Raw genomic sequence first — 22,342 nt, forward strand, 5'->3', positions numbered from 1 at the left:
ACGCCTCAGCGACACACCCGCCAGCGTCCCATGTCCAGGTGAAAGTGGTTTCGGTGCGCGGCGTTGTATTCCGGGCTCAGCACCGTGTCGAATTGCTGGCAGGCGCCATCCCTCACCAATCGCAGAAAACGCCCCGCGTCGCCCTCGTCTTTCCAGTCCTTGAGCACCGAGATCCTGCGTCCGTCTGCCAGTCGAAACCCGGCGATGTCCAGCGCGTTGGCGGTGGCGTGCTGGCTCAGACGGCCTTCGCTGCGGTTGTAGATGTTGCGGCAGGCAAAGCTGCCAAGGTGATCAACCTGGGTGACCTTCTGCCCGAACACCGACTGGGCTGCCGGCTGCAACTGGTGGATATCAAACAGCGCATACGCCACGGCAAGGCGACAACTGGACAGAAAACTGCTGCTCAGCGCGACGTCGCCGCCCTGGATGCGCAGCGTGTTGGTCAGCGGGCATTTGGCGTCGGCGGCGCTGTCGGCCTGGTGCGTGTAACGCAGGGTCGAGGTTTGCAGCGCGGCCTCGCACAACGCCGGATCCTCCTGCAATCGCCAGAGCTTGAAGGGCGTGATGAGGTTGGGCTCGTCGCGCACGTTCAGCGGGGCCCACGGATTCCAGCGGTCAGCGACAGGCAGCCAGCCACGCCAGATCGACACCGCGACCGCCGCGCTGAGCAAAACCAGAAGAAGAAAGAAGGTCGAGCCGCGCATGCAGGAAGGTTCTCGTCTGACGGAGGGATGAGTCCACCCTATCTCGACCTCAGAGCAGCCCGAGTTGCTCCACTTGCCGGCCGCGATCCAGTTGCGGCAGATCGGGCAACCCCGGCAGCAGGGTCATCAATTGATGATGAAAGCGACGAGCCAGTTGGGGCGAGGCGATGTTGTCAGGCGTGTGCAGGAACACCGAAGGCGTGCGCCCCTCCTCGATCCAGCCGGCCACTTTTTCCGCCCACTGCACGATGAAGCCTTGGTTGATCTCCTCATCCGGCCCGCCAATGAAGCGAACCTGCGGAAAAGACGTCAGCGCCGCCGGACGCGGCGGGACTTTGGGCTTCTTCGATTGCGCATGAAGCACGGCTGGGTCAGTGGAGACAGAACTGAACAGCGGCCGGGAATCCAGACAGATGCGCTCCACGCCGCGGTCTAGCAACAGACGGTTGAGCTGCCGCTCGTCTTCGCCCTTGCTGAAAAACGCCATGTTGCGCACTTCAACCGCCAAAGGCTGGCCTTCCAGGGCGTCAATGAACGCGGCCAGCTCATTCAGCCGATGGGGACCGAAGCTGGCCGACAGCTGCAGCCACAGCGGTTCAAGCCTCGACCCCAGTGGCGCCAGCAGTTGCAGGAAATCCTCCACCGCGCCCAAGTGCTCGCGCAGGTCGCCGGCATGGCTGATGTCACGGGGAATTTTGGCGCTGAAGCGGAAATGCTCCGGCAGGGCATCCGCCCAACGCTGGACGATCTCGGGTTTGGGACGGGCGTAAAACGTGGTGTTGCCTTCGACGGCATTGAAGACCTGCGCGTACAACCCAAGCAAATCAAGGTCCGGGGCGTCCGGCGGGTACAGCGACTCACGCCAGGCTTTTTCGCTCCAGGACGGGCAACCGATGTAGTAAGGCGGGTGGGCGAGGTTCAAACGTGAAGGTCGAGCCCGGAGACTTCGAGGTCCCAGTCGACGAAGGTCGAAGTCGTCAGATAGCTGCTCAGCGCGTGGGCGACGCGAGTGCTCATGGCACGGGGGAAAATAATGTCCTGCTGACGCGCGGGCACGTTTGCCGTGGTACCCGTCTGGCGACGGGCTGCCTGCGGAACCACTTCGACCTCATCGTTCACTTCCTCGAACGTGCCTTCCAGCGCCGCAGAATCCTTGCGCGTCTTGCGCTTGATCGGGTAGGTACGTGGTGAAGGACCGGTGATTCGCATCATGCTTACTCGGCGTTTGATAGTGGCAATTTAATCTCACAGTAAGCCGTTAAGCAAACATGCGAACGATAACTAGACCACACTTATTGCGAATTGTTTAAAGCAGCCGGGAGTTTATGCAGTTTTGTCGCCGAACGGTCATCTGCAGTGTGACCTGCGTCGCATCTCGGGCGTAGCACAGTAAAGTCATGACCGTTTCTGCATTCCGTGGCCATCCCTCAACGCGCCTTTGGCGTGGCCACTTTATCGCGAAGGTAAACCGGCTGGGCGTCGTCAGCGACGACGGCTTCGCCACGGTGCCAGGCGAAAGCGCCGAGAGTCAGCAGGTCCTGCGAGTGGGGCAACAGTGTCGCGTCCTGGGCACTGACAACGGCGGCAATGCGCTCGGCGTAACCCCAGCCGGTGCCGGCCCCGAACCAATCGCCCGTCGCTTCACTTGGCAAAGCAGCCATTTCCGGTGGCATGACGGCCTCTTCAGCCACCAGCTTCATCTCCCCCGCCACTTCGCGATAGCAGCCCCAATAGACTTCGTCCATCCGCGCGTCGATGGCGGCCGCGACCTGAGTAGCGCCCTGCTCGCGAAAGGCCCGTTGCGCCAGCGCCGCCAGATTGGACACTGGCAGCACCGGGCGATCCAGACCGAAGGCCAGCCCCTGCACCACCCCGATGGCGATGCGCACGCCCGTAAACGCGCCCGGGCCCCGGCCGAATGCGATGGCGTCCAGCGCCGACAGGCCAATGCCCGCCTCGGCCAGCAGGTCCTTGATCATCGGCAGGAGTTTTTGCGCGTGCAGGCGCGGGATCACCTCGTAGTGAGTCAGCACTTTGCCATCATGTAGCAAAGCGACTGAGCAGGCTTCAGTGGCGGTGTCCAGGGCCAGCAAGGTGGTCATCGGGGTTTCCATCGTTGTGCGAAAAAAGTGCCGCATTATAAACAACAACGGCCCGCAAGCGGGCCGGTGTTCAATGCCGTGAGACGCGAATCAGCTCAGGGCTTCAAGCACCTTGGCGGTGATCTGTTCGACCGTGCCCACGCCTTCGATGTGGCTGCACTTCGGTGTGCCGTCCTGCGTCTGCAGCTTGGTGTAGAAATCTACCAGCGGCTTGGTCTGAGAGTGGTAGACCGACAGGCGATGGCGAACAGTGGCTTCGACGTCGTCCTTGCGCTGAACCAGTGGCTCGCCGGTAACGTCGTCCACACCGTCAACCTTCGGCGGGTTGTACAGGGTGTGGTAAACGCGGCCGGAGCCTTCGTGAACGCGGCGACCGGAGATGCGCTTGACGATCTCTTCGTCATCGACCTTGATCTCGATGACGTGATCGATGGCCAGGCCAGCTTTCTTCAGGGCTTCTGCCTGAGGAATGGTGCGCGGGAAGCCGTCGAACAGGCAACCGCCAGCGCAATCAGGCTCGGACAGGCGATCCTTGATCAGGCCGATGATCAGGTCATCGGAGACCAGGCCGCCGCTGTCCATGACGCTTTTGGCTTTCAGGCCCAGCTCGGTACCGGCCTTGACCGCAGCGCGCAGCATGTCGCCGGTGGAAATCTGCGGAATGTTGAATTTCTCAGTGATGAACTTTGCCTGAGTACCTTTGCCGGCCCCGGGAGCTCCCAGCAGAATCACGCGCATTGTTGTGCTCCTCAAATTTTTATAGAGATATCGTCGGATTCGCCTAAATGGGGCCAATCGCAAAATTTTACTGACCCAACGGCCAAAGGCTGATCAAGATACACAGCCGATTCATGCCGCACAAGACGCCGAAAGTCGCAGTAACCCGCGAAAAACCAGTAGCTTGGCATCGATCTGCACAAGGGTGAGACCTCGTGCAACTGGGTGACGCCGCATCACTCGCGACGATCGAGGTGCGGCCGAATGAAAGGCGTCATGTTCATTCGGCCGGGGTTGCCTGGCCGTCAGCCGGTGTTGCGCAATCCGGCGGCGATGCCTGCAACAGACACCAGCAGCGCCTGCACCAGCGGACTGTCCAGACTCGCCTCTCGCTGACGGGAGCGCGCCAGCAACTCCGCCTGCAATAAATGAAGAGGGTCAAGGTAGGTGTTGCGCAGGCTGATGAACTTCAGCGTTTCAGGGCTGTGGGCCAACAGCCGCGACTGGCCCGTCAGGCCAAGCACCACGTCACACGCCTGCGACAATAGGCCGCGCAGATGCGTCCCCAAATGCAGCAGTTTGGGCTCCACCAGTCGTTCGTCGTAGAGCTGGGCGATGTCGCTGTCGGCCTTGGCCAGCACCATTTCCAGCATGTCGATGCGGGTGCGGAAGAACGGCCATTGCTCACGCATCTCAGCGAGCAGATCACCCTGACCGCGTTCCAGCGCCTGGCTCAACGCGTTTTCCCAGCCCAGCCACGCGGGCAGCATGAGGCGCGTCTGTGTCCAGGCGAAAATCCACGGAATCGCGCGCAGGCTCTCGACCCCGCCCTCGCGGCGCTTGGCCGGACGACTGCCCAGCGGCAGTCTGCCCAGCTCCTGTTCCGGCGTGGCCTGGCGGAAGTATTCGACGAACTCTGGGTCTTCCCGCACCACGGCGCGATAGGCTTTCACGCCGTCTGCCGCCAGTTCGTCCATCACCTGACGCCAGGCCGGTTGCGGCATCGGCGGCGGTTGCAAAGTGGCTTCCAGCACGGCGGCCAGATAAAGGTTGAGATTCTGTTCGGCGATGTCCGGCAGGCCGAACTTGAAGCGGATCATCTCGCCCTGCTCGGTGGTGCGGAAGCGCCCTGCCACAGAACCCGGCGGCTGCGACAGAATCGCCGCGTGTGCCGGGCCGCCACCGCGACCGACCGTACCGCCGCGACCGTGGAACAACAACAACTCAACCTCTTGCGCGCGGCAGATTTCAACCAGTTTTTCCTGGGCCCGGTACTGCGCCCAAGCCGCAGCCGTGGTGCCGGCGTCCTTCGCCGAATCCGAGTAGCCGATCATGACTTCCTGAGGACCTTCCAGGCCTCGGCGGTAGGCAGGAATGCTCAACAGCTGCTCGATCACCGGGCCGGCATTGTCCAGGTCAGCAAGGGTTTCGAACAGCGGCACCACGCGCATGGAGCGCTGCAGCCCGGCTTCCTTCAACAACAGTTGAACGGTGAGCACATCCGAGGCTGCGCCGGCCATGGAGATCACGTAGGAACCGAGCGATGCCGCCGGCGCAGCCGCCACTTCGCGGCAGGTCGCCAGCACTTCGGCCGTGTCCTCTTGAGGGCTGAAATGGGCCGGAAGCAGCGGCCGCTTGTTGTCCAGCTCTCGCAGCAGGAAGTCGATGCGCGTCGGCTCATCCCACTGGTCATAGCGGCCTAGCCCGAGGTATTCGGTGATCTCGCTCATGGCCGAACTGTGCCGCGTGGAATCCTGGCGCACGTCGAGCTTCACCAGGAACAGGCCGAACGTCACCGCGCGACGCAAACAGTCGAGCAGCGGACCATCAGCGATCACGCCCATGCCGCATTCATGCAGCGAGTCGAAACACAGTTGCAGGGGCTCGAGCAGTTCGCGGTTGTCGTGCAACACGTCTTCCGGTGCGACCTGCGTGACACTTAGTGAGGCGTGGGCCCAGTTGCGCGTGGCCCGAAGCCGCTCGCGCAGTTGCTTGAGCACACTGCGATAAGGCTCGGCGCTGTCGCCCGCGGCTTCCATCAACGCCGGGCTGGCCTGCTGCATCGACAACTCGGCGGCCAGCTGATCGACGTCGCGCAGATACAAGTCGGCCGCCATCCAGCGCGCCAGTAACAACACCTCACGGGTGACGGCAGCAGTGACGTTGGGGTTGCCGTCACGGTCGCCGCCCATCCACGAAGCGAAACGAATCGGCGCCGCGTCCAGCGGCAGCTGCAGGCCGGTCGCAGCGTGCAGCGCCTGATCGGCCTTGCGCAAGTAGTTGGGGATCGCTTGCCACAGGGAATTTTCGATGACCGCAAACCCCCACTTCGCCTCGTCGACGGGCGTGGGTCGGACGCGGCGGATTTCTTCGGTGTGCCACGCTTCGGCAATCAGCCGCTGCAGACGCTCGATGATCTGCTCACGCTCGTGGCGATTCAAGTCGCGATGATCAAGCGCGGCCAGTTGCGCAGCGATGGCGTCGTACTTCTGGATCAGCGTGCGCCGGGCAACTTCGGTCGGGTGCGCGGTCAGCACCAGTTCGATTTCCAGCGTGGTCAATTGCTGCGCCAGCGCCTCGGGGGTCTGCCCGGCCTGCTTCAGGCGCTCCAATAGTTCGGGCAGCACACGGGATTCAAACGGCTGCGGCTTGCTGTCATCACGACGATGAATCAGCTGATACTGCTCCGCGATGTTGGCCAGATTGAGGAATTGGTTGAACGCGCGCGCGACCGGCAGTAACTCATCTTCGCCCAGGCCTTCAAGACTGGAACTCAGTTGCTCGGTGCCTTGGGTCGACGCATGCCGGTCAGCCTTCGCGCTTTTGCGGATGCGCTCGATCTTCTCGAGGAAATCAGCGCCGTGCTGATCACGAATGGTGTTGCCCAACAGCTCACCCAGCAGGTGAACGTCCTCGCGCAATCGTGCATCGATATCAGCCATCCAGCCCTCTCCTTCAGCTTTATTGTTTTTACCGGCGAGTCCTTGCAGGGGTCCATTCGCTGCTGCCGAACGGAACGCCCTGCGGGGTTTCGTTTCTATTGGTGTGTATAGAGCGACAAATTGATGTCCATACGCAACCCTCGACGCACTTTCACCGCCGGGGAAGCCCGTCTCAGTCACGCCTGACCGTGGCTCAGCCGCATGTCCAACGCCCGCCCTGGCGCGGGAACCGATGAGGTATGTATGAAGATCCGAGAGCTCGCCGAACAGTGGGAACAAAATGCCAAGGGCCGTCTGACCGAGAACGCCTATGCTATTCATTTGGATGTTGAGGCGGCCGCGCGGCTTGCGGCGATTGCCGAGATGTACCCCAAGCGCACGCCTGAAGAATTGCTCGGCGAACTGATCGGTGCCGCCCTGGAAGAATTGGAAGCGAGCTTCCCTTACGTGCGCGGTCAGCATGTGGTTGCCACCGATGAGGAAGGCAATCCGCTTCACGAGGACGTCGGCCCAACGCCCCGGTTTCTCGAACTATCGCGGCGCCATCTGCAGGAAATTTCCGATCGGGAAAACCTGTGACGAGTGCATGGGCGACGTCGTTTTTGCTACGTCAGATTTTTCTGCAGGCCTCTCGGGCCGGTTTTCACGCAGGCAAATCGACGTCATTTTTCGAGCGTCAATTTTACAACACGTAACAAAAGCTGACCGCATGTTTAGAAAAATGTCTGAACTAATCAAAAAACGCAGCGGTCCGAGCAGTTAGCCATTCCAGTAAAGCCGTCAGATGACTGCGGAAGTGACGCAACACCATCCATCCGCGTGGGCTGTTGCTGAAATGGAACAACCAGTTTTCAGGAGTTAAGAAATGGAGTTGACCACCATGAACACCAGCACTGCCAAACCAACGTTCAATCGCCTGCGCGGGCTGAAGATGGCTGCACTGGCGCTGGGCACCAGCGTTCTTCTGGCTGGTTGCGCAGGCAATCCTCCAAGCGAGCAGTACGCCGTGACCCAGTCGGCCGTCAATGCCGCTGTCACCGCCGGCGCTACCGAATACGCTGCCGTTGAAATGAAGTCCGCTCAGGACAAGTTCAAGCAAGCCGAACTGGCGATGCAGGAAAAGAAATACGACGAAGCTCGTAAATACGCCGAGCAGGCCGAGTGGGATGCACGTGTAGCCGAGCGTAAGGCTCAGGCCGCGAAGGCACAGAAAGCGGTGCAGGATGCTCGTCAGGGCGTCAATGAGCTGCGTGAAGAAGGCATGCGTCAGGTTCAGCCTGTCACACAGTAACGCTTCGCAGTTCAAGCATTGGCCATTGAGTTAAAGGACGAAAATATTATGCGTAAACAAGTACTTATTCCTGCCCTGCTGGCTTTGAGCGTTGGTCTGGCGGCGTGCTCGTCGCAGCCGAACGTAAACCTGGAACAAGCCCGCACCAACTACTCGGCGCTGCAAAGCAACCCTAAAGCAACTGAACTGGCTGCGCTGGAAACCAAAGACGCCAGCGAGTGGCTGGACAAGGCAGATGCCGCGTACCGCAACAACGATGACCAGAAAAAGGTCGACCAACTGGCTTATCTGACCAACCAGCGCGTTGAGCTGGCCAAGCAGACCATCAACCTGAAGACCGCTGAAAACGATCTGAAAGGCGCTGCGGCCCAACGTGCCCAGGCTCGTCTGGATGCTCGTGACGCTCAGATCAAGGCCCTGCAGAACAGCCTGAACGCCAAGCAGACCGAACGCGGCACGCTGGTGACTTTCGGCGACGTATTGTTTGACCTGAACAAGGCTGAGCTGAAATCTTCGGGTCTGGTCAACGTCAACAAGCTGGCCCAGTTCCTTCAGGAAAACCCTGATCGCAAAGTCATCGTTGAAGGCTACACCGACAGCACCGGTTCCGCTGCCTACAACGACTCCCTGTCCGAGCGCCGCGCCAGCTCCGTGCGCATGGCTCTGATCAAAATGGGCGTAGGCCCAGAGCGTATCGTTGCCCAGGGTTATGGCAAGGAGTACCCGGTTGCTGACAACACCAGCGCCTCGGGCCGTGCCATGAACCGTCGCGTGGAAGTCACCATTTCCAACGACAACCAGCCAGTAGCACCGCGCTCTTCGATGAAGTAATGCGGTTGTAGCGGCACATAAAGAGCCCCGCCTGTTGCGAAACAGGCGGGGCTCTTTTGTGGCGGTTTCAAAATGCGAGTGATACGAAGTGTCGCTTGCGGTGCTGCTCCGCAGGCTATGGAGAGGATGGCGCCGACTTGCCGGTTTGAGGGTCAGGATAATTCGGAATTTCCCCCAGCCTGCGCAGGCCGTTGAAGTGCTGCGGATCATCCAGATAGCGAACCATGACCTCGCGCCATGTGGGGTCGCCGAAGGTCTGCACGTGGGGCCCACGCGTCAGTTGCAGCACACGCGGCGCCGGCGCGGCCTGATACAGGCTGATGCCGTTGTGCAGCGGCACTAGCGTGTCGTCCAGGCTCTGGAACAGCAGCATCGGCGTGCCCTTGAGCTGCGGCATGCCGTTGATGGCGCTGTCGCCGTCCGGAATCACCCACGACAGCGGCCGTTTGATGGGCCACGTCAGCCACGACGTGCTGAGGGTATAGCGCGCGACCTCGCGGTAGCTCGCCGGTACGCTATCGAGCACCAGCGCCTTGACCCGCGCGCGCTGTTGCGGGTGCTCCGACAAGTAATGCACGGCCAGCGCGCCGCCGATACTTTGCCCGAGTACCACCAGCGGCTTGCCCTGCACCTCAGGCGCAGCGTTCAGCCAGTCAAAGGCCGCATCGATGTCCTGATAAACCGCCGGCAGACTCGGCTCGCCTTCGGACCGGCCATAACCGCGATAGTCCACCAGCAGCACTTGGTAGCCCTGCTCCGGCAACCACCAACTCCCCGCCAGGTGCCAGGCCATGTTGCCGCCGTTGCCATGCAGGTGCAGCACCGTGCCCTTCACCGGCACGCCGGGCTTGGCCGGCAGAAACCATGCGTTGAGTTTGGTGCCGTCGGCCGCCGTGAGGGTGACATCGCGCCAAGCGAGGTGGGCTTTGTCCGGCGTCAGCGGCAGACCGCGTTCCGGGTAGAACAGCCATTCGCTGCAGCCGCTGAGGGAGATGACCAGGAGCAAGGTAAGAAGACGCTTCAAGCGATGTCCTTCGATTCTGGATTTGCACACGACGGGAGACCTGACAGAGGCGCCGATTCATCAGCGCCCACAGACTCACAGAATATTCGAGTAGTCTGCTTCGATCCGGTCCAGGCTCAGGTGGTTGAGGAAGTTGGAGAAGCACATCCACGCCGACAGCGCGTTCATGTCGCGGAACTGATCAGGCAGGTACTTGGGCGGCACCACCAGGCCTTCGTCCACCAACTGACGCAACGTGCGCATGTCCTCCAGCGTGGTCTTGCCGCAGAACAGCAGCGGCACCTGCTCCAGCTTGCCCTTTCTCACGGCCAACTGAATGTAGTTGTAGACCATGATGAAGCCCTTGAGGTAGGACAGATCCTTGGTGAATGGCAGCCCATTCGGTACCGAGCCCCGGAATACCCGACTGGCGTTGCCGTAGCTTTCCGACATGCCGAAGCCTTGCTCGCGGTAGAAGTCGAACACCTGCAAAAAGTCGGCGCCCTCCTCGGCCATGTGAATGGCGCGGGTGCGGTTGGTCAGCTTGCGCAGGCGGCTCGGGTAGGACGCAAAACCGATGATCTCCATCAGAATCGCCAGGCCTTCCTGGGTCACGGTCGACGAGGGCGGGCCTTTGGACAGGAAGGTGCAGATCGGCTGATTCTGCCCATTGAGCGTGGTGCCGACGTGGACCAGACCTTCATGGACTTCCAGCGCCCGAACATCACGTTCGTTGAACATCGCGTCGCTGCGAATCTTGATGTAATCGGCGCCGGCCGCAGCGTCCGCCACAATGCCGTCGGATTCGAACACCCGGATCGTCTCTTCAGCCTCGCCAAACGTGCGATTAAGCCGGGTCTGCAGCATGGCGACGGCGTCTTTGGCCGTCAGGATTTTCGGCTCATCCTTGAGGTCCCCGCGACCGGCGATGTTGTTCAGGTAATCGGAGAGCATCATGCCGAGGTCGGACAGCGTCGGGTCGCCAGCGTGGAAGGCATCGGACGCCGCGCCGTACAGCTCCTGGGAGATCAGGCCGAAGTCCGGAGTGCCGCGGGCTTCAAGCATCCGGATGACCATCCGGTACTCTTTGCACATGCGCCGCATGATCTGCCCGACCGGGTTGAACTGGCCCAACTGCCGGGTGATGTCACGCTCGATGTTCTGGAACTCCAGCTTCACCGCGCCGGAATCAAACCCCAGCGGGCGATTTTCGTAGTACGCGCGGTCGACTTCCGGCAGGTGTTTGCCTTTGCCGTCGAGGAAGGTCTTGCGGATGTTGTCATCCCATTTCACGGCATCAAGGATTCGAATCGGCGTCTGCGCCACCACGATACGATCGGACAACGTGCGAATAGTCTGTTGGTATTCGTCCACCCGGTACCCCTTATTGAACCGTTTGCGCTATTTGGTCATGCGCTGATATTGAGCTGCTTTGAGAAAGACGTCGGAATTGGCCGGGTCGTCGAGGTAGGCAAAGACCTTGTCCATGGGACTTGAGATCAGCATACCGTCGCCCTTCACCGTATCGACCCGCTCGCCGTCGAGACTCTTCTGCTCGACCAACTGCTGAAACCGCTCCAGGTCCAGGTCATAGACCACCAGTTCGTCGGCACCGTTCTCGTTGTCGATCAGGTCGAAACCGGCGATGACGTAATTGCCGCCGTATTTGTCAGGCAGCGCGGCGGACACGTACCAGCGACTGCCGTGGCGCGACACGGTGAAGGCGTACTCGTCACGGTTTTTGCGATCGCCCTTACGGTAGCTGACCGCTTTGTAACGGTCGGGGCCGGCGCGGCTGATTTCCAGTTCGAGCGGCTCGCCCCAGGCATTTTTGCTGCTCCAGGTGCCGAGCAATTTGGGCGGGGCGGTGTTGCTGACCGGAATCGGGTCCTTGAACGTCACCAGGCATCCGCTCAACAGCGCGAACGACAGGGCGAGCAATACGCTCCAGACTCTCATCGGGTTCTCCTTGAGGTATCAGCCAGCCATCGGCTTGGCAGTGCCCAGTACCAGATGCATCTGGCGAGTAAGAATAGCGAGCATTTCTTCGTCTGCGCCGGGCAGAGGCCCGTTGAGCAGCCCCTGATATTCCATCCGGCAGATGAGCCCCGTCAACACTTGGGCGTCCAGTTGCGGCTGGACCGAGCCCATGACTTCAAGAAACTGGGCGCTGCCCTGCAGCAAAATCTGCTGGTGGGCACTCACCAGTGGCGCCAGACGCGGGTTGATCAGCGCTTCGAGGTGGAAGGCGTGCTCGGCAATGAGCTGGTCGCGACGGGTCAGCAATTGATGACGCACGTACTCCATGGTCATGCGCGCGATCTCATCCGCCAGCCGGGCGCGGGCCTCGGCGCTGCCGTCATTGCGCGCGACCATCTCGCGCAGCAGCGCCTCGGTGTTGGTCCACAGCTTGGCCATGTACGCCGCGCTGCGTTCAACGTATTGCGCGAAGGCATCGGTGAGCAGGTCATCGATGTCTTTGAAATAGTAGGTGGTGGCAGAGAGCGGCACTTGCGCCTCGGCTGCGACCGCGCGATGCCGCACGGCCCGGACGCCGTCACGGATGAGGATGCGCATGGCCGCATCGAGGATCTGTTGGCGACGCTGTTCACTTCCCTGTCGACTCGCCTTGCGGCCCTGATACTGAACACTCTGTGCGACTGCCGTGGCCAGGCCAGCGGCTCCCTTTTGAGCGATGGTGCGGTTCACAACTGGATTTCCTTTTTTCGAGTCATTCACATCACAGCAACGTCAGCTTACGGCGGTGTCTGCGCCGACGTCATCGCGAGCAAGCTCACTCCTGCAATCGGCGGAGTGCCCCTGCAGGAGTGAGCTTGCTCGCGATAGCATTTCCAAATGCAGCCGAGCACTACGAACAGACAAAAAAAAGCCGCCCTGCGCAGGCGGCTTGTTTTGACGCTTAGGCTTGCGGCCGCATGTGCGGGAACAGGATGACGTCCCGAATGGACGGCGAGTTGGTCAGCAGCATGACCAGACGGTCGATGCCGATGCCCTCGCCCGCGGTCGGCGGCATGCCGTATTCCAGCGCCCGGACGAAGTCTGCGTCGTAGTGCATGGCTTCGTCGTCGCCCGCATCCTTGTCCGCCACCTGAGCCATGAAACGCTCGGCCTGGTCTTCCGCGTCGTTCAACTCGGAATAGGCGTTGGCGATTTCGCGGCCGCCGATGAACAGCTCGAAGCGGTCGGTGACGTTCGGGTTGTCATCGTTGCGACGGGCCAGCGGCGACACTTCGAACGGGTACTGGGTGATGAAGTGCGGCTGCTCCAGCTTGTGCTCAACCAGCTCTTCGAAAATCATCACCTGCAGCTTGCCCAGACCTTCAAAGCCCAGCACCTTGGCACCGGCTTTCTTGGCGATGGCGCGGGCCTTGTCGATGTCGTTCAGGTCATTGGCGGTCAGCTCGGGGTTGTACTTGAGGATCGAGTCGAACACCGACAGACGCGCAAACGGCTCGCCGAAGTGGAACACCTTGTCGCCATACGGCACGTCAGTGCTGCCGAGCACCAGCTGGGCCAGCTCACGGAACAGCTCCTCGGTCAGGTCCATGTTGTCTTCGTAATCAGCGTAGGCCTGGTAGAACTCGAGCATGGTGAACTCGGGGTTGTGCCGGGTCGAAACGCCTTCGTTACGGAAGTTGCGGTTGATCTCGAACACTTTCTCGAAGCCACCCACAACCAGACGCTTGAGGTACAGCTCCGGCGCGATGCGCAGGAACATTTCCAGGTCCAGCGCGTTGTGGTGCGTCTCGAACGGCTTGGCCGCAGCGCCGCCCGGGATGGTCTGCAGCATCGGCGTTTCGACTTCAAGGAAGTCGCGCTGCATCAGGAAGCTGCGGATGTGGGCGATGACTTTCGAGCGAACGCGGAAGGTTTCACGCACGTCATCATTGACGATCAGGTCGACGTAACGCTGGCGATAACGCTGCTCGGTATCGACCAGGCCATGGTGCTTGTCGGGCAGCGGACGCAGGGACTTGGTCAGCAGGCGGACATTGGTCATTTCGACGTACAGGTCGCCCTTCCCGGAACGGGCCAGGGTGCCTTCGGCTGCAATGATGTCGCCCATGTCCCAGGTTTTCACCGAGGCCAGGGTTTCTTCCGACAGCGTCTTGCGGTTGACATAGACCTGGATGCGACCGGTCATGTCCTGAATCACCATGAACGAGCCACGGTTGAGCATGATGCGCCCGGCAACCTTGACCGGAATCGCCGCTTCAGCCAGCTCTTCCTTGGTCTTGTCCGCGTACTGTTTCTGCAGGTCGTTGCAGTAGTTTTCGCGACGGAAGTCGTTCGGGAAGGCGTTGCCCTTGGCGCGCTCGGCCGCAAGTTTTTCCTTGCGCAGGGCGATCAGGCTGTTTTCTTCCTGTTGCTGGGCTTGCGGGTCGAGTTGTTGGTCGCTCATGTCTTGATTATCCATCACAGGTTCGTGGCCCTTCGTCTGGCCGGGAAGCGCAACGAAGGATCGCGGGCGGCGACGTCATGATGACGCGCCCGACCCGCAACAGTGGTGTGGCGATTACAGGCCCTGTTTGAGGCTCGCGATCAGGTATTCGTCGATGTCGCCATCGAGCACCTTGTCGCAATCGCTGCGTTCGACGCTGGTGCGCAGGTCCTTGATGCGCGAGGCATCGAGCACGTACGAACGGATCTGGTGACCCCAGCCGATGTCCGACTTGGTGTCTTCCAGCGCTTGCGAGGCCGCGTTGCGTTTCTGCACTTCCTGCTCGTACAAGCGTGCCCGCAGCATCTTCATCGCGGTGTCTTTGTTGGCGTGCTGGGAACGTTCGTTCTGGCAGCTGACCACGGTGTTGGTCGGCACGTGGGTGATCCGGACCGCCGAGTCAGTGGTGTTGACGTGCTGACCACCGGCGCCCGAGGAGCGGTAGGTGTCGATGCGCAGGTCCGACGGGTTGATGTCGATTTCGATGTTGTCATCGATTTCCGGCGAAACGAACACGGCCGAGAACGAGGTGTGGCGACGGTTGCCGGAGTCGAACGGGCTCTTGCGGACCAGACGGTGTACGCCGATTTCGGTGCGCAGCCAGCCGAATGCGTATTCGCCCTTGATGTGCACCGTGGCGCCTTTGATGCCGGCGACTTCACCGGCCGACAGCTCCATGATGGTCGCGTCGAAGCCGCGCTTGTCGGCCCAGCGCAGGTACATGCGCAACAGGATGTTCGCCCAGTCCTGGGCTTCGGTGCCGCCGGAACCGGCCTGGATGTCCAGGTAGGCGTTGTTCTGGTCCATCTCGCCGCTGAACATGCGACGGAATTCCAGTTTTTCCAGGGCCTCGCGCAGGCGCTCGACTTCAGCGGCGACGTCATCGACGGCGGCCTGGTCTTCTTCTTCGGCGGACATCAGCAACAGGTCCTTGGCATCCACCAGGCCGGTGCTCATTTCGTCGAGGGTGTCGACGATCTGCGCCAGCAGCGAACGCTCGCGGCCCAGTTCCTGGGCGTACGACGGGTTGTTCCAGACGTTTGGATCTTCGAGCTCGCGGTTAACTTCGGTCAGACGATCATGTTTGTGATCGTAGTCAAAGATACCCCCGAATGGTTTCGGAGCGCTCGGACAGGTCCTTGATGCTGTTTAGGATCGGGTTGATTTCCATGGTGGGCAGCACTCGCAGGCGATTTTCACAAAGCCGGCGAGTATAGCGCAGCGAACCCCCCGATGGCAGCCCGTTGGGCAGGGCTGGGCCGTGATCGTCGTTCTTTGCGGGGACATCACCTGGTTACGGCCAGAGCGCGCAGGAATGTGGATCCCCGCCCTACCCCATCGCCACCTGATTGCGCCCGTTATGCTTCGCCGCGTACAGCCCCTGATCCGCAGTCTGAATCAGCTGGCGGCTGTGGCTGCCCACTTGCGGGACGACAGTGGCGAGACCGATGCTGACCGTCAGGCTCGAGCCCTGGCTGGGCGCGACGTGGGGGATGTTCATGCTGGCGATGGTCTGGCGCAGTTTTTCCGCCAGCAAACGTGCGCCACCCGGGGAGGTATTGGGCAGCACCAGCGCGAACTCTTCGCCGCCGTAACGTGCGGGCAGATCGGAGGGACGACTGGAGTTGGCGCGGATGGCTTTGGCGACCTGACGCAGGGCTTCGTCACCTTCGAGATGCCCGAAGGCGTCGTTGTAGGCCTTGAAGTAATCCACGTCGATCATCAACAGCGAGATCTGCGTCTGCTCACGGGTAGAACGGCGCCATTCCAGCTCCAGGTACTCGTCGAAGTGGCGGCGGTTGGACAGGCCGGTCAAGCCGTCGGAGTTCATCAGGCGTTGCAGCACCAGGTTGGTGTCGAGCAGCTGTTGCTGGCTGACGCGCAACGCACGATAGGCTTCATCGCGCTGCAGCAGGGTCATGTACGAGCGCGAGTGGTAACGAATGCGCGCGACCAGTTCGATGTTGTCCGGCAGTTTGACCAGGTAATCGTTGGCCCCGGCGGCAAAGGCGGCGCTCTTGATCAGCGGGTCTTCCTTGGTCGAAAGCACGATGATCGGGATGTCCCGGGTCTTCGGATTGCTGCGGTACTCACGCACCAGCGTCAGGCCGTCGAGGCCGGGCATGACCAGGTCCTGAAGAATGACCGTCGGCTTGATCAGGATCGCTTGGGCAATCGCCTGATGAGGGTCCGCGCAGAAGTGGAAGTCGATGTTTTCTTCCTGTGCCAGCCCACGTCGGACGGCCTCGCCGATCATGGCCTGATCGTCGACGAGCAACACCATGGCAGCGTTTTCATCCGTGGCGTGCAGATCGTCCAGTTGCAAATCATGCATTCGGGGTCTCCTGGTCACAGGTCGGCTGTGAAATCACCTGGAAATTCATTGGGTGAATACCTCCTTCAAGCGAGGTGCAATCGATTCCAGAGAGCGAATTTCCGTGGCGGCGTCGATGGCCGCGGCCGCTTTGGGCATGCCATACACCGCACAGCTTTCCTGATTCTGGGCGATGGTGAGAAAGCCCCGCTGACGCATCAGCTTGAGTCCCTGCGCACCATCACGGCCCATGCCGGTCAACAAAACACCCACTGCGTCACCATTCCAATAGCTGGCCACACTTTCGAAAAACACGTCGATGGAGGGCCTGTAAATTTCGTTAACCGGCTCTGCGGTGTACGCCAGCGTGCCGTTCCTGAGCAGACGAATATGGTGGTTGGTGCCTGCCAGCAGCACCGTGCCCACTTGCGGCGGCTCGCCATGGCGCGCCAGCCTGACCTCCAGCCCCGAAGAGCTGCTCAGCCATTGCGCCATCCCTTCGGCGAACACCTGATCCACATGCTGCACCAGCACAATGGCGGCCGGGAAATCCGTCGGCAGCGCCTTGAGCAGTATTTCCAGCGCCGCAGGGCCGCCGGCCGATGAGCCGATCGCGATCAACCGCTGACGCTGTGCCGACTCGCGCACCGGTGGCGGCACAGGGCGAACCCGCGTGTCCCGCTCGCCAATGAGCCAGCCTATATTAAGTATCTTGCGCAACAAAGGCGCGGCGGCATCCTTGGGGTTGCCGGCACCCAGCGCGGGCGTGTCGACGACGTCCAGCGCGCCATGGCCCATGGCTTCGAATACCCGATGCACATTCTGCTCGCGGTCCACGGTGACGATGACGATGGCGCACGGCGTCGCCGCCATAATACGTCGAGTGGCCTCCACGCCGTCCATCACCGGCATGATCAGGTCCATCAGGATCAGGTCGGGGGTCAGCTGCGCGCAACGCTCCACCGCCTCGGCGCCATTGCTGGCCACCCAGGCAATCTGGTGCGCCGGCTCAAAGGCCAGCGCGCGGCGCAACGCCTCCACTGCCATGGGCATGTCGTTGACGATGGCAATCTTCATCCCTGCGCATCTCCTATCAACTCAACGACCGCATCGAGCAGCGCGTCGTCATGGAAACTGGCCTTGGCCAGATAGTAATCGGCGCCGGCGTCCAGACCGCGACGGCGATCTTCTTCACGGTCCTTGTACGACACCACCATCACCGGCAGCGATTGCAGACGGCTGTCGCGGCGCACCAGCGTCACCAGTTCGATACCGTCCATGCGCGGCATGTCGATGTCGGTGATGAGCAAGTCGAAATCCTCACCGCGCAAGGCGTTCCACCCGTCCATGCCATCCACGGCCACCGCGACGTCGTAACCCCGGCTGGCCAGCAACTTGCGCTCCAGCTCGCGCACCGTCAGCGAATCATCCACCACCAGCACGCGCTTGCGAGCTCGGGTGTCCGCCTGCTGGCTGCGCCGGTCAATGCGCGCCAGGCGTCCGGTATTGAGCAGTTTCTCCACCGAACGCAGCATGTCTTCGACGTCGATGATCAACACCGCCGAGCCATCGTCGAGCAAGGCGCCCGCGGAAATGTCCTGAACCTTGCCCAGGCGCGGATCCAGCGGCAGAACCACCAGCGTGCGTTCGCCGATGAAGCGTTCCACGGCGACGCCATACACGGCATCGCGCTCGCGAATGACCACTACTTTGAGCACGTCTTCACTGTGCTGGCTGGCCGGGCGGTTAAGCAACTGAGTGGCGGCGACCAGCCCGACATGCCGCTCCTCGTGCCAGAAATGCTGACGCCCTTCCAGCTGCACGATCTCGTCGGCGCGCACGTCACGCATCCGCTCGATGTGCGCCAGCGGAAAGGCATACGCTTCGCCGCCAACGTCCACCACCAGACTGCGCACCACCGACAAGGTCAGCGGCACTTCCAGATGGAAACGGCTGCCCTGCCCGGCGCGCTGGTCCATTTCGACGCCGCCACGCAGTTGCCGAATCATGTGTTGAACCGCGTCCAGGCCGACGCCTCGACCGGACACTTCGGTGACCGTGTCGCGCATGCTGAAACCGGGCAGGAACAGGAAGCTCAGCAGTTCTTCCTCGCTCAACTGCGCAGCGGTTTCGGCGGGCGAGAGCTTGCGCTCAATGATATTCAGGCGCAGGCGTTCGAGGTCGACGCCGGCGCCGTCATCGATCAGCTCGACCACCAGCAGCCCGGCCTGGTGCGAGGCCTTCAATTGAATCAGCCCCTCGGCCGGCTTGCCGCAGGCGAGGCGCTGTGCGGGCAGTTCGATGCCGTGGTCGACCGCGTTGCGCAGCAAATGGGTCAGCGGTGCTTCGAGTTTTTCCAGCACATCGCGATCGACCTGAGTCTTTTCGCCGTCGATTTCCAGGCGCACCTGCTTGCCCAGCGAGCGCCCCAGATCCCGGACCATGCGCGCCTGACCCACCAGCACATCGGCAAACGGGCGCATGCGGCAGGCCAGCGCAGTGTCGTAGAGCAGTTGCGCGCGTTGCGACGCCTGCCAGCCGAACTCATCGAGATCGGCCGTCTGTTGAATCAGCAAATGCTGCGCTTCGCCGAGCAGACGCCGCGCTTCCTCCAGCGCCTTTTGCGCGTCGGGATCGGTGTTGGCGCCGAGCAAGGCTTCAAGACTGTCCAGTGCTCGGGTGGCGCCGGTCTGCGTGCGTTTGACCCGCTGCATCGCGGCCAGATAAGGCTTCAACCGTTGGGTCTCGACCAGCGACTTGCTCGACAGGTCCAGCAGGTTGTTCAAGCGTTCGGCAGTGACGCGCAGGACCCTTTCACCGGTCTCGGCCACACGTCGTTCACCGAGGCCATCTGCTTTAGGCGCCAGGTCGGCAACGGGCTCGACGACGGCGGCGGCCAGTTCTTCGGCGGCCGAATCCTGCGCAGACTGAAGCGAGGTGACCAGCGACTGCGCGTTGGCAAGCAGGATGTCTTCAAGGGAAGGCAACGCGGTGGGCACCAGCATGGCTTTCATGGCCGGATCGGCGCTGACCATGTTGTTCATCAGCGCCACATAGCCGTCCACATCCGCCTGAGGCACGCTGGCGCCGGGCGTGGCGATGCGCATCAGCAGATCGGTGCCCATCAGCAAGGCGTCGATGTGCTCGGGCAGCAGGTGCAATCGGCCTTCCTGGGCGCTGACAAGGCAGTCTTCCATGACGTGGGAAACGCTGACGCCCGCGTTGACCCCGACAATCCGCGCCGCGCCTTTCAGCGAATGGGCCGCGCGCATGCACGCTTCCAGTTGATCAGCCTGAGTCGGATTGCGCTCAAGGGCCAGCAGGCCCGCGCTCAACACCTGAGTCTGGGCTTCCGCCTCCAGGGTGAAGAGTTCGAACAGCGACGCGTCGCGCATTTGATCGGGCGTCATGTCAGGCTCCGGTTCACGGCCGACAAGAGCTGGTCTTCATCGAGCAGGCGCAGGCTGCGGTTCTTCCATTGCACGACGCCTCGGGTGAAGCGTGCGTTGTTGTTCTGTGCCGACGTCGAGGCGGTGTCCAGCAGGCGCGCTTCGATGGCATGAATGCCGTCAACCTCGTCCACCGGCACCACCACCGGACCGCCGTCTGCCGAAACAATCAGCATGCGCGGCATTGTGCGGGCATCCCCGACCGGCGCGACTGAAGGGTCCAGCCCGAGCAGTTCGACGAACGACAGGCAGGCCACCAGGGCGCCGCGCACATTGGCAACGCCCAGCAAGGCGCGGGAACGATGATGTGGAAGCGAATGAATGGCTTGCACCGGCGACACTTCCACCAGACACCGGGTCGGCAGGCCGAGCCACTCTTCGCCGAGACGAAACACCACGGTCGAGCGGGTTTCGACGTCGACGGCCAGCGCATCGGTGTGCATCGACACGCGCTGCTCCTGGGCCAGCGAGTAACGGTCGAGCAAGCGTGTTGCCGCTGCCGAGTACACCGAGCAGTTGCGGCAATGAATATGATCGGCAAGTAGCGGGCAGGACCGGTCGCCATGGATGCCGATGCGGTTCCAGCAGTCGTCGATCGCCTCGGCGGTGTCGCTGACCAGCTCTGTGTGTACGCGACTCATCCGCTGCGTCCTTCTTTAGTGACACCCCGTGCCGCGCGCTCCTGGAGCCTCCGGGCCCCTGCGCTGTCGCCCTGGGCGGCGAGCAGCGCGGCCAGTTGCGCCAGGGTTTCCGGATGCTGCGGTTGCAGATACAACGCCTTGCGATAAAACCCTTGTGCCGCGCTCGCCTCCCCCGCCACTTCGCTGAGCAGGCCCAGCCAGTAGAACACCGGGGCAACAGGTTCGAAGCGCTTGAGGTACTGCTCGCAGGCCACCTTCGCCTCGGCACTGCGGCCTTCATTGGCAAGGGCCGCGATGCTGCGCAATAACTCGGCAGCGTCGCCGTTGCCCGCGCCCGGCGCCGCCACCGCTTTGATGTCGGGTCTGAGCGCAGCCCTGCGTTCTTCGGTCAGCGCAGGATCATTCAACAACCTCGGCGCAAAGGGCTGCGGTTTACGAGCGCCGCGCGACAGGGCCGATGTTGGGTAAGCAGACGTTGGCTGAGCAGGCGATGAATCGCTTCGCGACGGCGCCATGGCTGGGGCAGTCCAGACGCTGTGGGGTTCGGAGGTGGCCTCGTCACGCCGACGAAAGGCGAACGATTGGGGAATGCCAATCGACACCATGCCCATGCGCCCGAGCAGGCTGCCCTCGGCGGGCCCGATGAACAGCACGCCGTCGTCGCGGGTCATGCGTTTCAGCGCATCAAAACCCTGACGCTGGGTGTCGACGTCGAAGTAGATCAGCAGGTTGCGGCAGAACACGAAATCGTAGGCCGACTGCGCCACCGGCATAGCGGGATCGAGCAGGTTGCCGGACTGAAAGCGGACCTGATCACGCACCCGCTCCTCCAGTCGATAGCCCTCCTCGACCGCGCTGAAAAAACGTTCCCGGAAACCCAGCTGGTCGCCGCGAAAGGAGTTCTTGCCATACACGCCCTGGCGCGCGCGCTGTATCGAAAGCGGGCTGATGTCCACTGCCTCGACGCTGAACTGCGGCCCGCGCAGACCGGCGTCGAACAGCGCCATGGCGATGGAATAAGGCTCTTCGCCGGTGGAGCACGGCAGGCTGAGAATCCGCAGCGGACGCACGCCATTGAGCTGCGCCAACCGGGCGTTGGCCAGCTTGCCGAGGGTGGCGAAGGATTCCGGGTAACGGAAAAACCAGGTTTCGGGGACGATCACCGCTTCGATCAGCGCCTGTTGCTCGTCCGCCGAAACCAGCAGCGTCTGCCAGTAGTCGTCGTGGTCCCGCGCCTGGGACAGCGTGCAGCGCTGACGCACGGCGCGCTCAATGATCGCCTCGCCCACCGACGCGACGTCCAGCCCGATGCGGTCCTTGAGAAAGGCGAAGAAACGCGCGTCGCTGCTCATGGCGCCGCCTCGAAGGCATCCAGGCTCATGGGCTCCTCGGGAAACAACAGTTCGCGCACGGCGTCACTGAGCAAGTCATCCACACGTATCCATTGCAGCAGGCCGTGTTCGTCCTCGCGCACCGGGCCCAGATACGGCGCCTGTGAGTTGTCCAGCCCGTAGGCTTTGAATTCATGGGGCGAGCAGCGCAGCGTGTCGGTCGCCTGTTCGAGGATCAGGCCCAACTCACGCGGCGGGCGATCGCCGCCGAGGCGGTAATGCACCAACACCAGCCGTGTGCTGGTACGCAACGGGGCGGGATGGCCGAAGGTCAGCGCGCTGAGATCGATGACCGGGACGATCGCACCGCGGTGGGCAAACACACCCGCGACCCAGTGCGGCGCCTGGGCGATAGGCTTGAGCATCAGCCGTGGCAGCACTTCGGCGACTTCTGTCGCTTGCAGCGCATAGCGTTCCGCGCCGATCCGGAACAGCAGAAACAGCTTGTTCTTCGGCGACACCGCAACGCTGCGCTTGGCTGAATGCTCGATCATG

The 22,342-nt window shown here is 62.0% G+C and carries 21 protein-coding genes; 3 read left to right on the forward strand and 18 right to left on the reverse strand.

The genetic code is table 11. The features are described from left to right. Positions 1-5 precede the first annotated feature (5 nt). From AC07VF_RS09130 to ppc, 6 genes are all read right to left on the reverse strand, one after another. The gene (locus tag AC07VF_RS09130) at positions 6-704 is read right to left on the reverse strand and encodes an extensin-like domain-containing protein (RefSeq protein ID WP_495007866.1); all 699 of its coding nucleotides are present in this window, start codon (positions 702-704) and stop codon (positions 6-8) included. A 49-nt stretch (positions 705-753) separates the two neighbouring features. Next, entirely contained in the window at positions 754-1,626 is an 873-nt protein-coding gene (locus AC07VF_RS09135) for a DUF72 domain-containing protein (RefSeq protein WP_495007867.1), read from the reverse strand. Continuing rightward, on the reverse strand, positions 1,623-1,913 hold the full coding sequence (locus tag AC07VF_RS09140; RefSeq protein WP_192171051.1) for a hypothetical protein: 291 nt from the start codon (positions 1,911-1,913) through the stop codon (positions 1,623-1,625). Before AC07VF_RS09140 ends, AC07VF_RS09135 begins: the two co-directional genes overlap by 4 nt. A 218-nt stretch (positions 1,914-2,131) precedes the next feature. Continuing rightward, positions 2,132-2,806 carry a tRNA (adenosine(37)-N6)-threonylcarbamoyltransferase complex dimerization subunit type 1 TsaB gene (gene tsaB, locus AC07VF_RS09145; protein ID WP_495007868.1) on the reverse strand — a complete coding sequence of 225 codons (675 nt, stop codon included), beginning with the start codon at positions 2,804-2,806 and terminating at the stop codon, positions 2,132-2,134. 90 nt (positions 2,807-2,896) lie between these two features. Continuing rightward, positions 2,897-3,544, reverse strand: a complete 648-nt coding sequence (gene adk, locus AC07VF_RS09150; protein WP_346625552.1) for an adenylate kinase — start codon at positions 3,542-3,544, stop codon at positions 2,897-2,899. Between the two features lie 284 nt (positions 3,545-3,828). Then, positions 3,829-6,465, reverse strand: a complete 2,637-nt coding sequence (gene ppc, locus AC07VF_RS09155) for a phosphoenolpyruvate carboxylase (protein ID WP_495007869.1) — start codon at positions 6,463-6,465, stop codon at positions 3,829-3,831. A 243-nt stretch (positions 6,466-6,708) separates the two neighbouring features. Here ppc and AC07VF_RS09160 point away from each other — a divergent pair, with 243 nt between their 5' ends. The 3 genes from AC07VF_RS09160 to lptF all read left to right on the forward strand — a co-directional run bounded on the left by AC07VF_RS09160 (position 6,709) and on the right by lptF (position 8,587). After that, on the forward strand, positions 6,709-7,044 hold the full coding sequence (locus AC07VF_RS09160) for a pilin assembly protein (RefSeq protein WP_495007870.1): 336 nt from the start codon (positions 6,709-6,711) through the stop codon (positions 7,042-7,044). Positions 7,045-7,330: 286 nt separating this feature from the next. Next, entirely contained in the window at positions 7,331-7,756 is a 426-nt protein-coding gene (locus AC07VF_RS09165; RefSeq protein ID WP_074893253.1) for a DUF4398 domain-containing protein, read from the forward strand. Positions 7,757-7,804: 48 nt separating this feature from the next. Next, positions 7,805-8,587 carry a lipotoxin F family OmpA-related lipoprotein LptF gene (gene lptF / locus AC07VF_RS09170; RefSeq protein ID WP_495007871.1) on the forward strand — a complete coding sequence of 261 codons (783 nt, stop codon included), beginning with the start codon at positions 7,805-7,807 and terminating at the stop codon, positions 8,585-8,587. 115 nt (positions 8,588-8,702) lie between these two features. Here lptF and AC07VF_RS09175 read toward each other — a convergent pair whose 3' ends face one another. The 12 genes from AC07VF_RS09175 to AC07VF_RS09230 all read right to left on the reverse strand — a co-directional run bounded on the left by AC07VF_RS09175 (position 8,703) and on the right by AC07VF_RS09230 (position 22,341). Further along, positions 8,703-9,611 (reverse strand): alpha/beta hydrolase, encoded by a 909-nt coding sequence (locus AC07VF_RS09175; RefSeq protein ID WP_495007872.1) that lies wholly within the window; start codon positions 9,609-9,611, stop codon positions 8,703-8,705. Between the two features lie 75 nt (positions 9,612-9,686). Next, positions 9,687-10,964: a flavohemoglobin expression-modulating QEGLA motif protein gene (locus AC07VF_RS09180; protein WP_074892251.1), complete on the reverse strand. Its 1,278-nt coding sequence runs from the start codon at positions 10,962-10,964 to the stop codon at positions 9,687-9,689. 27 nt (positions 10,965-10,991) lie between these two features. Next, positions 10,992-11,549, reverse strand: coding sequence for a hypothetical protein (locus AC07VF_RS09185; RefSeq protein ID WP_369304411.1), 558 nt, complete (start codon positions 11,547-11,549; stop codon positions 10,992-10,994). 18 nt (positions 11,550-11,567) lie between these two features. Beyond that, entirely contained in the window at positions 11,568-12,299 is a 732-nt protein-coding gene (locus tag AC07VF_RS09190) for a TetR/AcrR family transcriptional regulator (protein WP_463583754.1), read from the reverse strand. Positions 12,300-12,510: 211 nt separating this feature from the next. Beyond that, entirely contained in the window at positions 12,511-14,013 is a 1,503-nt protein-coding gene (gene lysS, locus AC07VF_RS09195) for a lysine--tRNA ligase (RefSeq protein WP_495007873.1), read from the reverse strand. A gap of 114 nt (positions 14,014-14,127) precedes the next feature. Continuing rightward, a protein-coding gene (prfB, locus tag AC07VF_RS09200) for a peptide chain release factor 2 (protein WP_108120905.1) occupies positions 14,128-15,223 on the reverse strand; the annotation gives its coding sequence in 2 pieces (ribosomal slippage) (positions 14,128-15,150 and positions 15,152-15,223; 1,095 coding nt in all). Positions 15,224-15,382: 159 nt separating this feature from the next. Continuing rightward, a complete protein-coding gene (locus AC07VF_RS09205; RefSeq protein ID WP_192170793.1) occupies positions 15,383-16,387 on the reverse strand; it encodes a response regulator in 1,005 nt (334 codons plus the stop codon). Between the two features lie 45 nt (positions 16,388-16,432). Continuing rightward, entirely contained in the window at positions 16,433-17,443 is a 1,011-nt protein-coding gene (locus tag AC07VF_RS09210) for a chemotaxis response regulator protein-glutamate methylesterase (protein WP_192170792.1), read from the reverse strand. Next, positions 17,440-19,776, reverse strand: coding sequence for a hybrid sensor histidine kinase/response regulator (locus tag AC07VF_RS09215; RefSeq protein ID WP_423571775.1), 2,337 nt, complete (start codon positions 19,774-19,776; stop codon positions 17,440-17,442). Before AC07VF_RS09215 ends, AC07VF_RS09210 begins: the two co-directional genes overlap by 4 nt. Then, positions 19,773-20,456 carry a chemotaxis protein CheW gene (locus tag AC07VF_RS09220; RefSeq protein WP_495007874.1) on the reverse strand — a complete coding sequence of 228 codons (684 nt, stop codon included), beginning with the start codon at positions 20,454-20,456 and terminating at the stop codon, positions 19,773-19,775. The genes AC07VF_RS09215 and AC07VF_RS09220 overlap by 4 nt, the downstream gene beginning before the upstream one ends. Then, a complete protein-coding gene (locus AC07VF_RS09225) occupies positions 20,453-21,808 on the reverse strand; it encodes a CheR family methyltransferase (RefSeq protein WP_495007875.1) in 1,356 nt (451 codons plus the stop codon). Before AC07VF_RS09225 ends, AC07VF_RS09220 begins: the two co-directional genes overlap by 4 nt. Beyond that, positions 21,805-22,341 (reverse strand): chemotaxis protein CheW, encoded by a 537-nt coding sequence (locus AC07VF_RS09230; protein ID WP_192170788.1) that lies wholly within the window; start codon positions 22,339-22,341, stop codon positions 21,805-21,807. The genes AC07VF_RS09225 and AC07VF_RS09230 overlap by 4 nt, the downstream gene beginning before the upstream one ends. Position 22,342 lies beyond the last annotated feature (1 nt).

It is taken from the genome of Pseudomonas sp. GW821-FHT02H06, assembly GCF_059421525.1.

What these genes read in the sequence shown, in the direction of transcription:
- AC07VF_RS09130 (WP_495007866.1), bottom strand. Translation starts at nt 704, where the DNA reads ATGCGCGGCTCGACCTTCTTTCTTCTTCTGGTTTTGCTCAGCGCGGCG.
- AC07VF_RS09140 (WP_192171051.1), bottom strand. Translation starts at nt 1,913, where the DNA reads ATGCGAATCACCGGTCCTTCACCACGTACCTACCCGATCAAGCGCAAG.
- tsaB (WP_495007868.1), bottom strand. Translation starts at nt 2,806, where the DNA reads ATGACCACCTTGCTGGCCCTGGACACCGCCACTGAAGCCTGCTCAGTC.
- adk (WP_346625552.1), bottom strand. Translation starts at nt 3,544, where the DNA reads ATGCGCGTGATTCTGCTGGGAGCTCCCGGGGCCGGCAAAGGTACTCAG.
- ppc (WP_495007869.1), bottom strand. Translation starts at nt 6,465, where the DNA reads ATGGCTGATATCGATGCACGATTGCGCGAGGACGTTCACCTGCTGGGT.
- AC07VF_RS09160 (WP_495007870.1), top strand. Translation starts at nt 6,709, where the DNA reads ATGAAGATCCGAGAGCTCGCCGAACAGTGGGAACAAAATGCCAAGGGC.
- AC07VF_RS09165 (WP_074893253.1), top strand. Translation starts at nt 7,331, where the DNA reads ATGGAGTTGACCACCATGAACACCAGCACTGCCAAACCAACGTTCAAT.
- lptF (WP_495007871.1), top strand. Translation starts at nt 7,805, where the DNA reads ATGCGTAAACAAGTACTTATTCCTGCCCTGCTGGCTTTGAGCGTTGGT.
- AC07VF_RS09185 (WP_369304411.1), bottom strand. Translation starts at nt 11,549, where the DNA reads ATGAGAGTCTGGAGCGTATTGCTCGCCCTGTCGTTCGCGCTGTTGAGC.
- lysS (WP_495007873.1), bottom strand. Translation starts at nt 14,013, where the DNA reads ATGAGCGACCAACAACTCGACCCGCAAGCCCAGCAACAGGAAGAAAAC.
- AC07VF_RS09205 (WP_192170793.1), bottom strand. Translation starts at nt 16,387, where the DNA reads ATGCATGATTTGCAACTGGACGATCTGCACGCCACGGATGAAAACGCT.
- AC07VF_RS09210 (WP_192170792.1), bottom strand. Translation starts at nt 17,443, where the DNA reads ATGAAGATTGCCATCGTCAACGACATGCCCATGGCAGTGGAGGCGTTG.
- AC07VF_RS09215 (WP_423571775.1), bottom strand. Translation starts at nt 19,776, where the DNA reads ATGACGCCCGATCAAATGCGCGACGCGTCGCTGTTCGAACTCTTCACC.
- AC07VF_RS09220 (WP_495007874.1), bottom strand. Translation starts at nt 20,456, where the DNA reads ATGAGTCGCGTACACACAGAGCTGGTCAGCGACACCGCCGAGGCGATC.
- AC07VF_RS09225 (WP_495007875.1), bottom strand. Translation starts at nt 21,808, where the DNA reads ATGAGCAGCGACGCGCGTTTCTTCGCCTTTCTCAAGGACCGCATCGGG.
- AC07VF_RS09230 (WP_192170788.1), bottom strand. Translation starts at nt 22,341, where the DNA reads ATGATCGAGCATTCAGCCAAGCGCAGCGTTGCGGTGTCGCCGAAGAAC.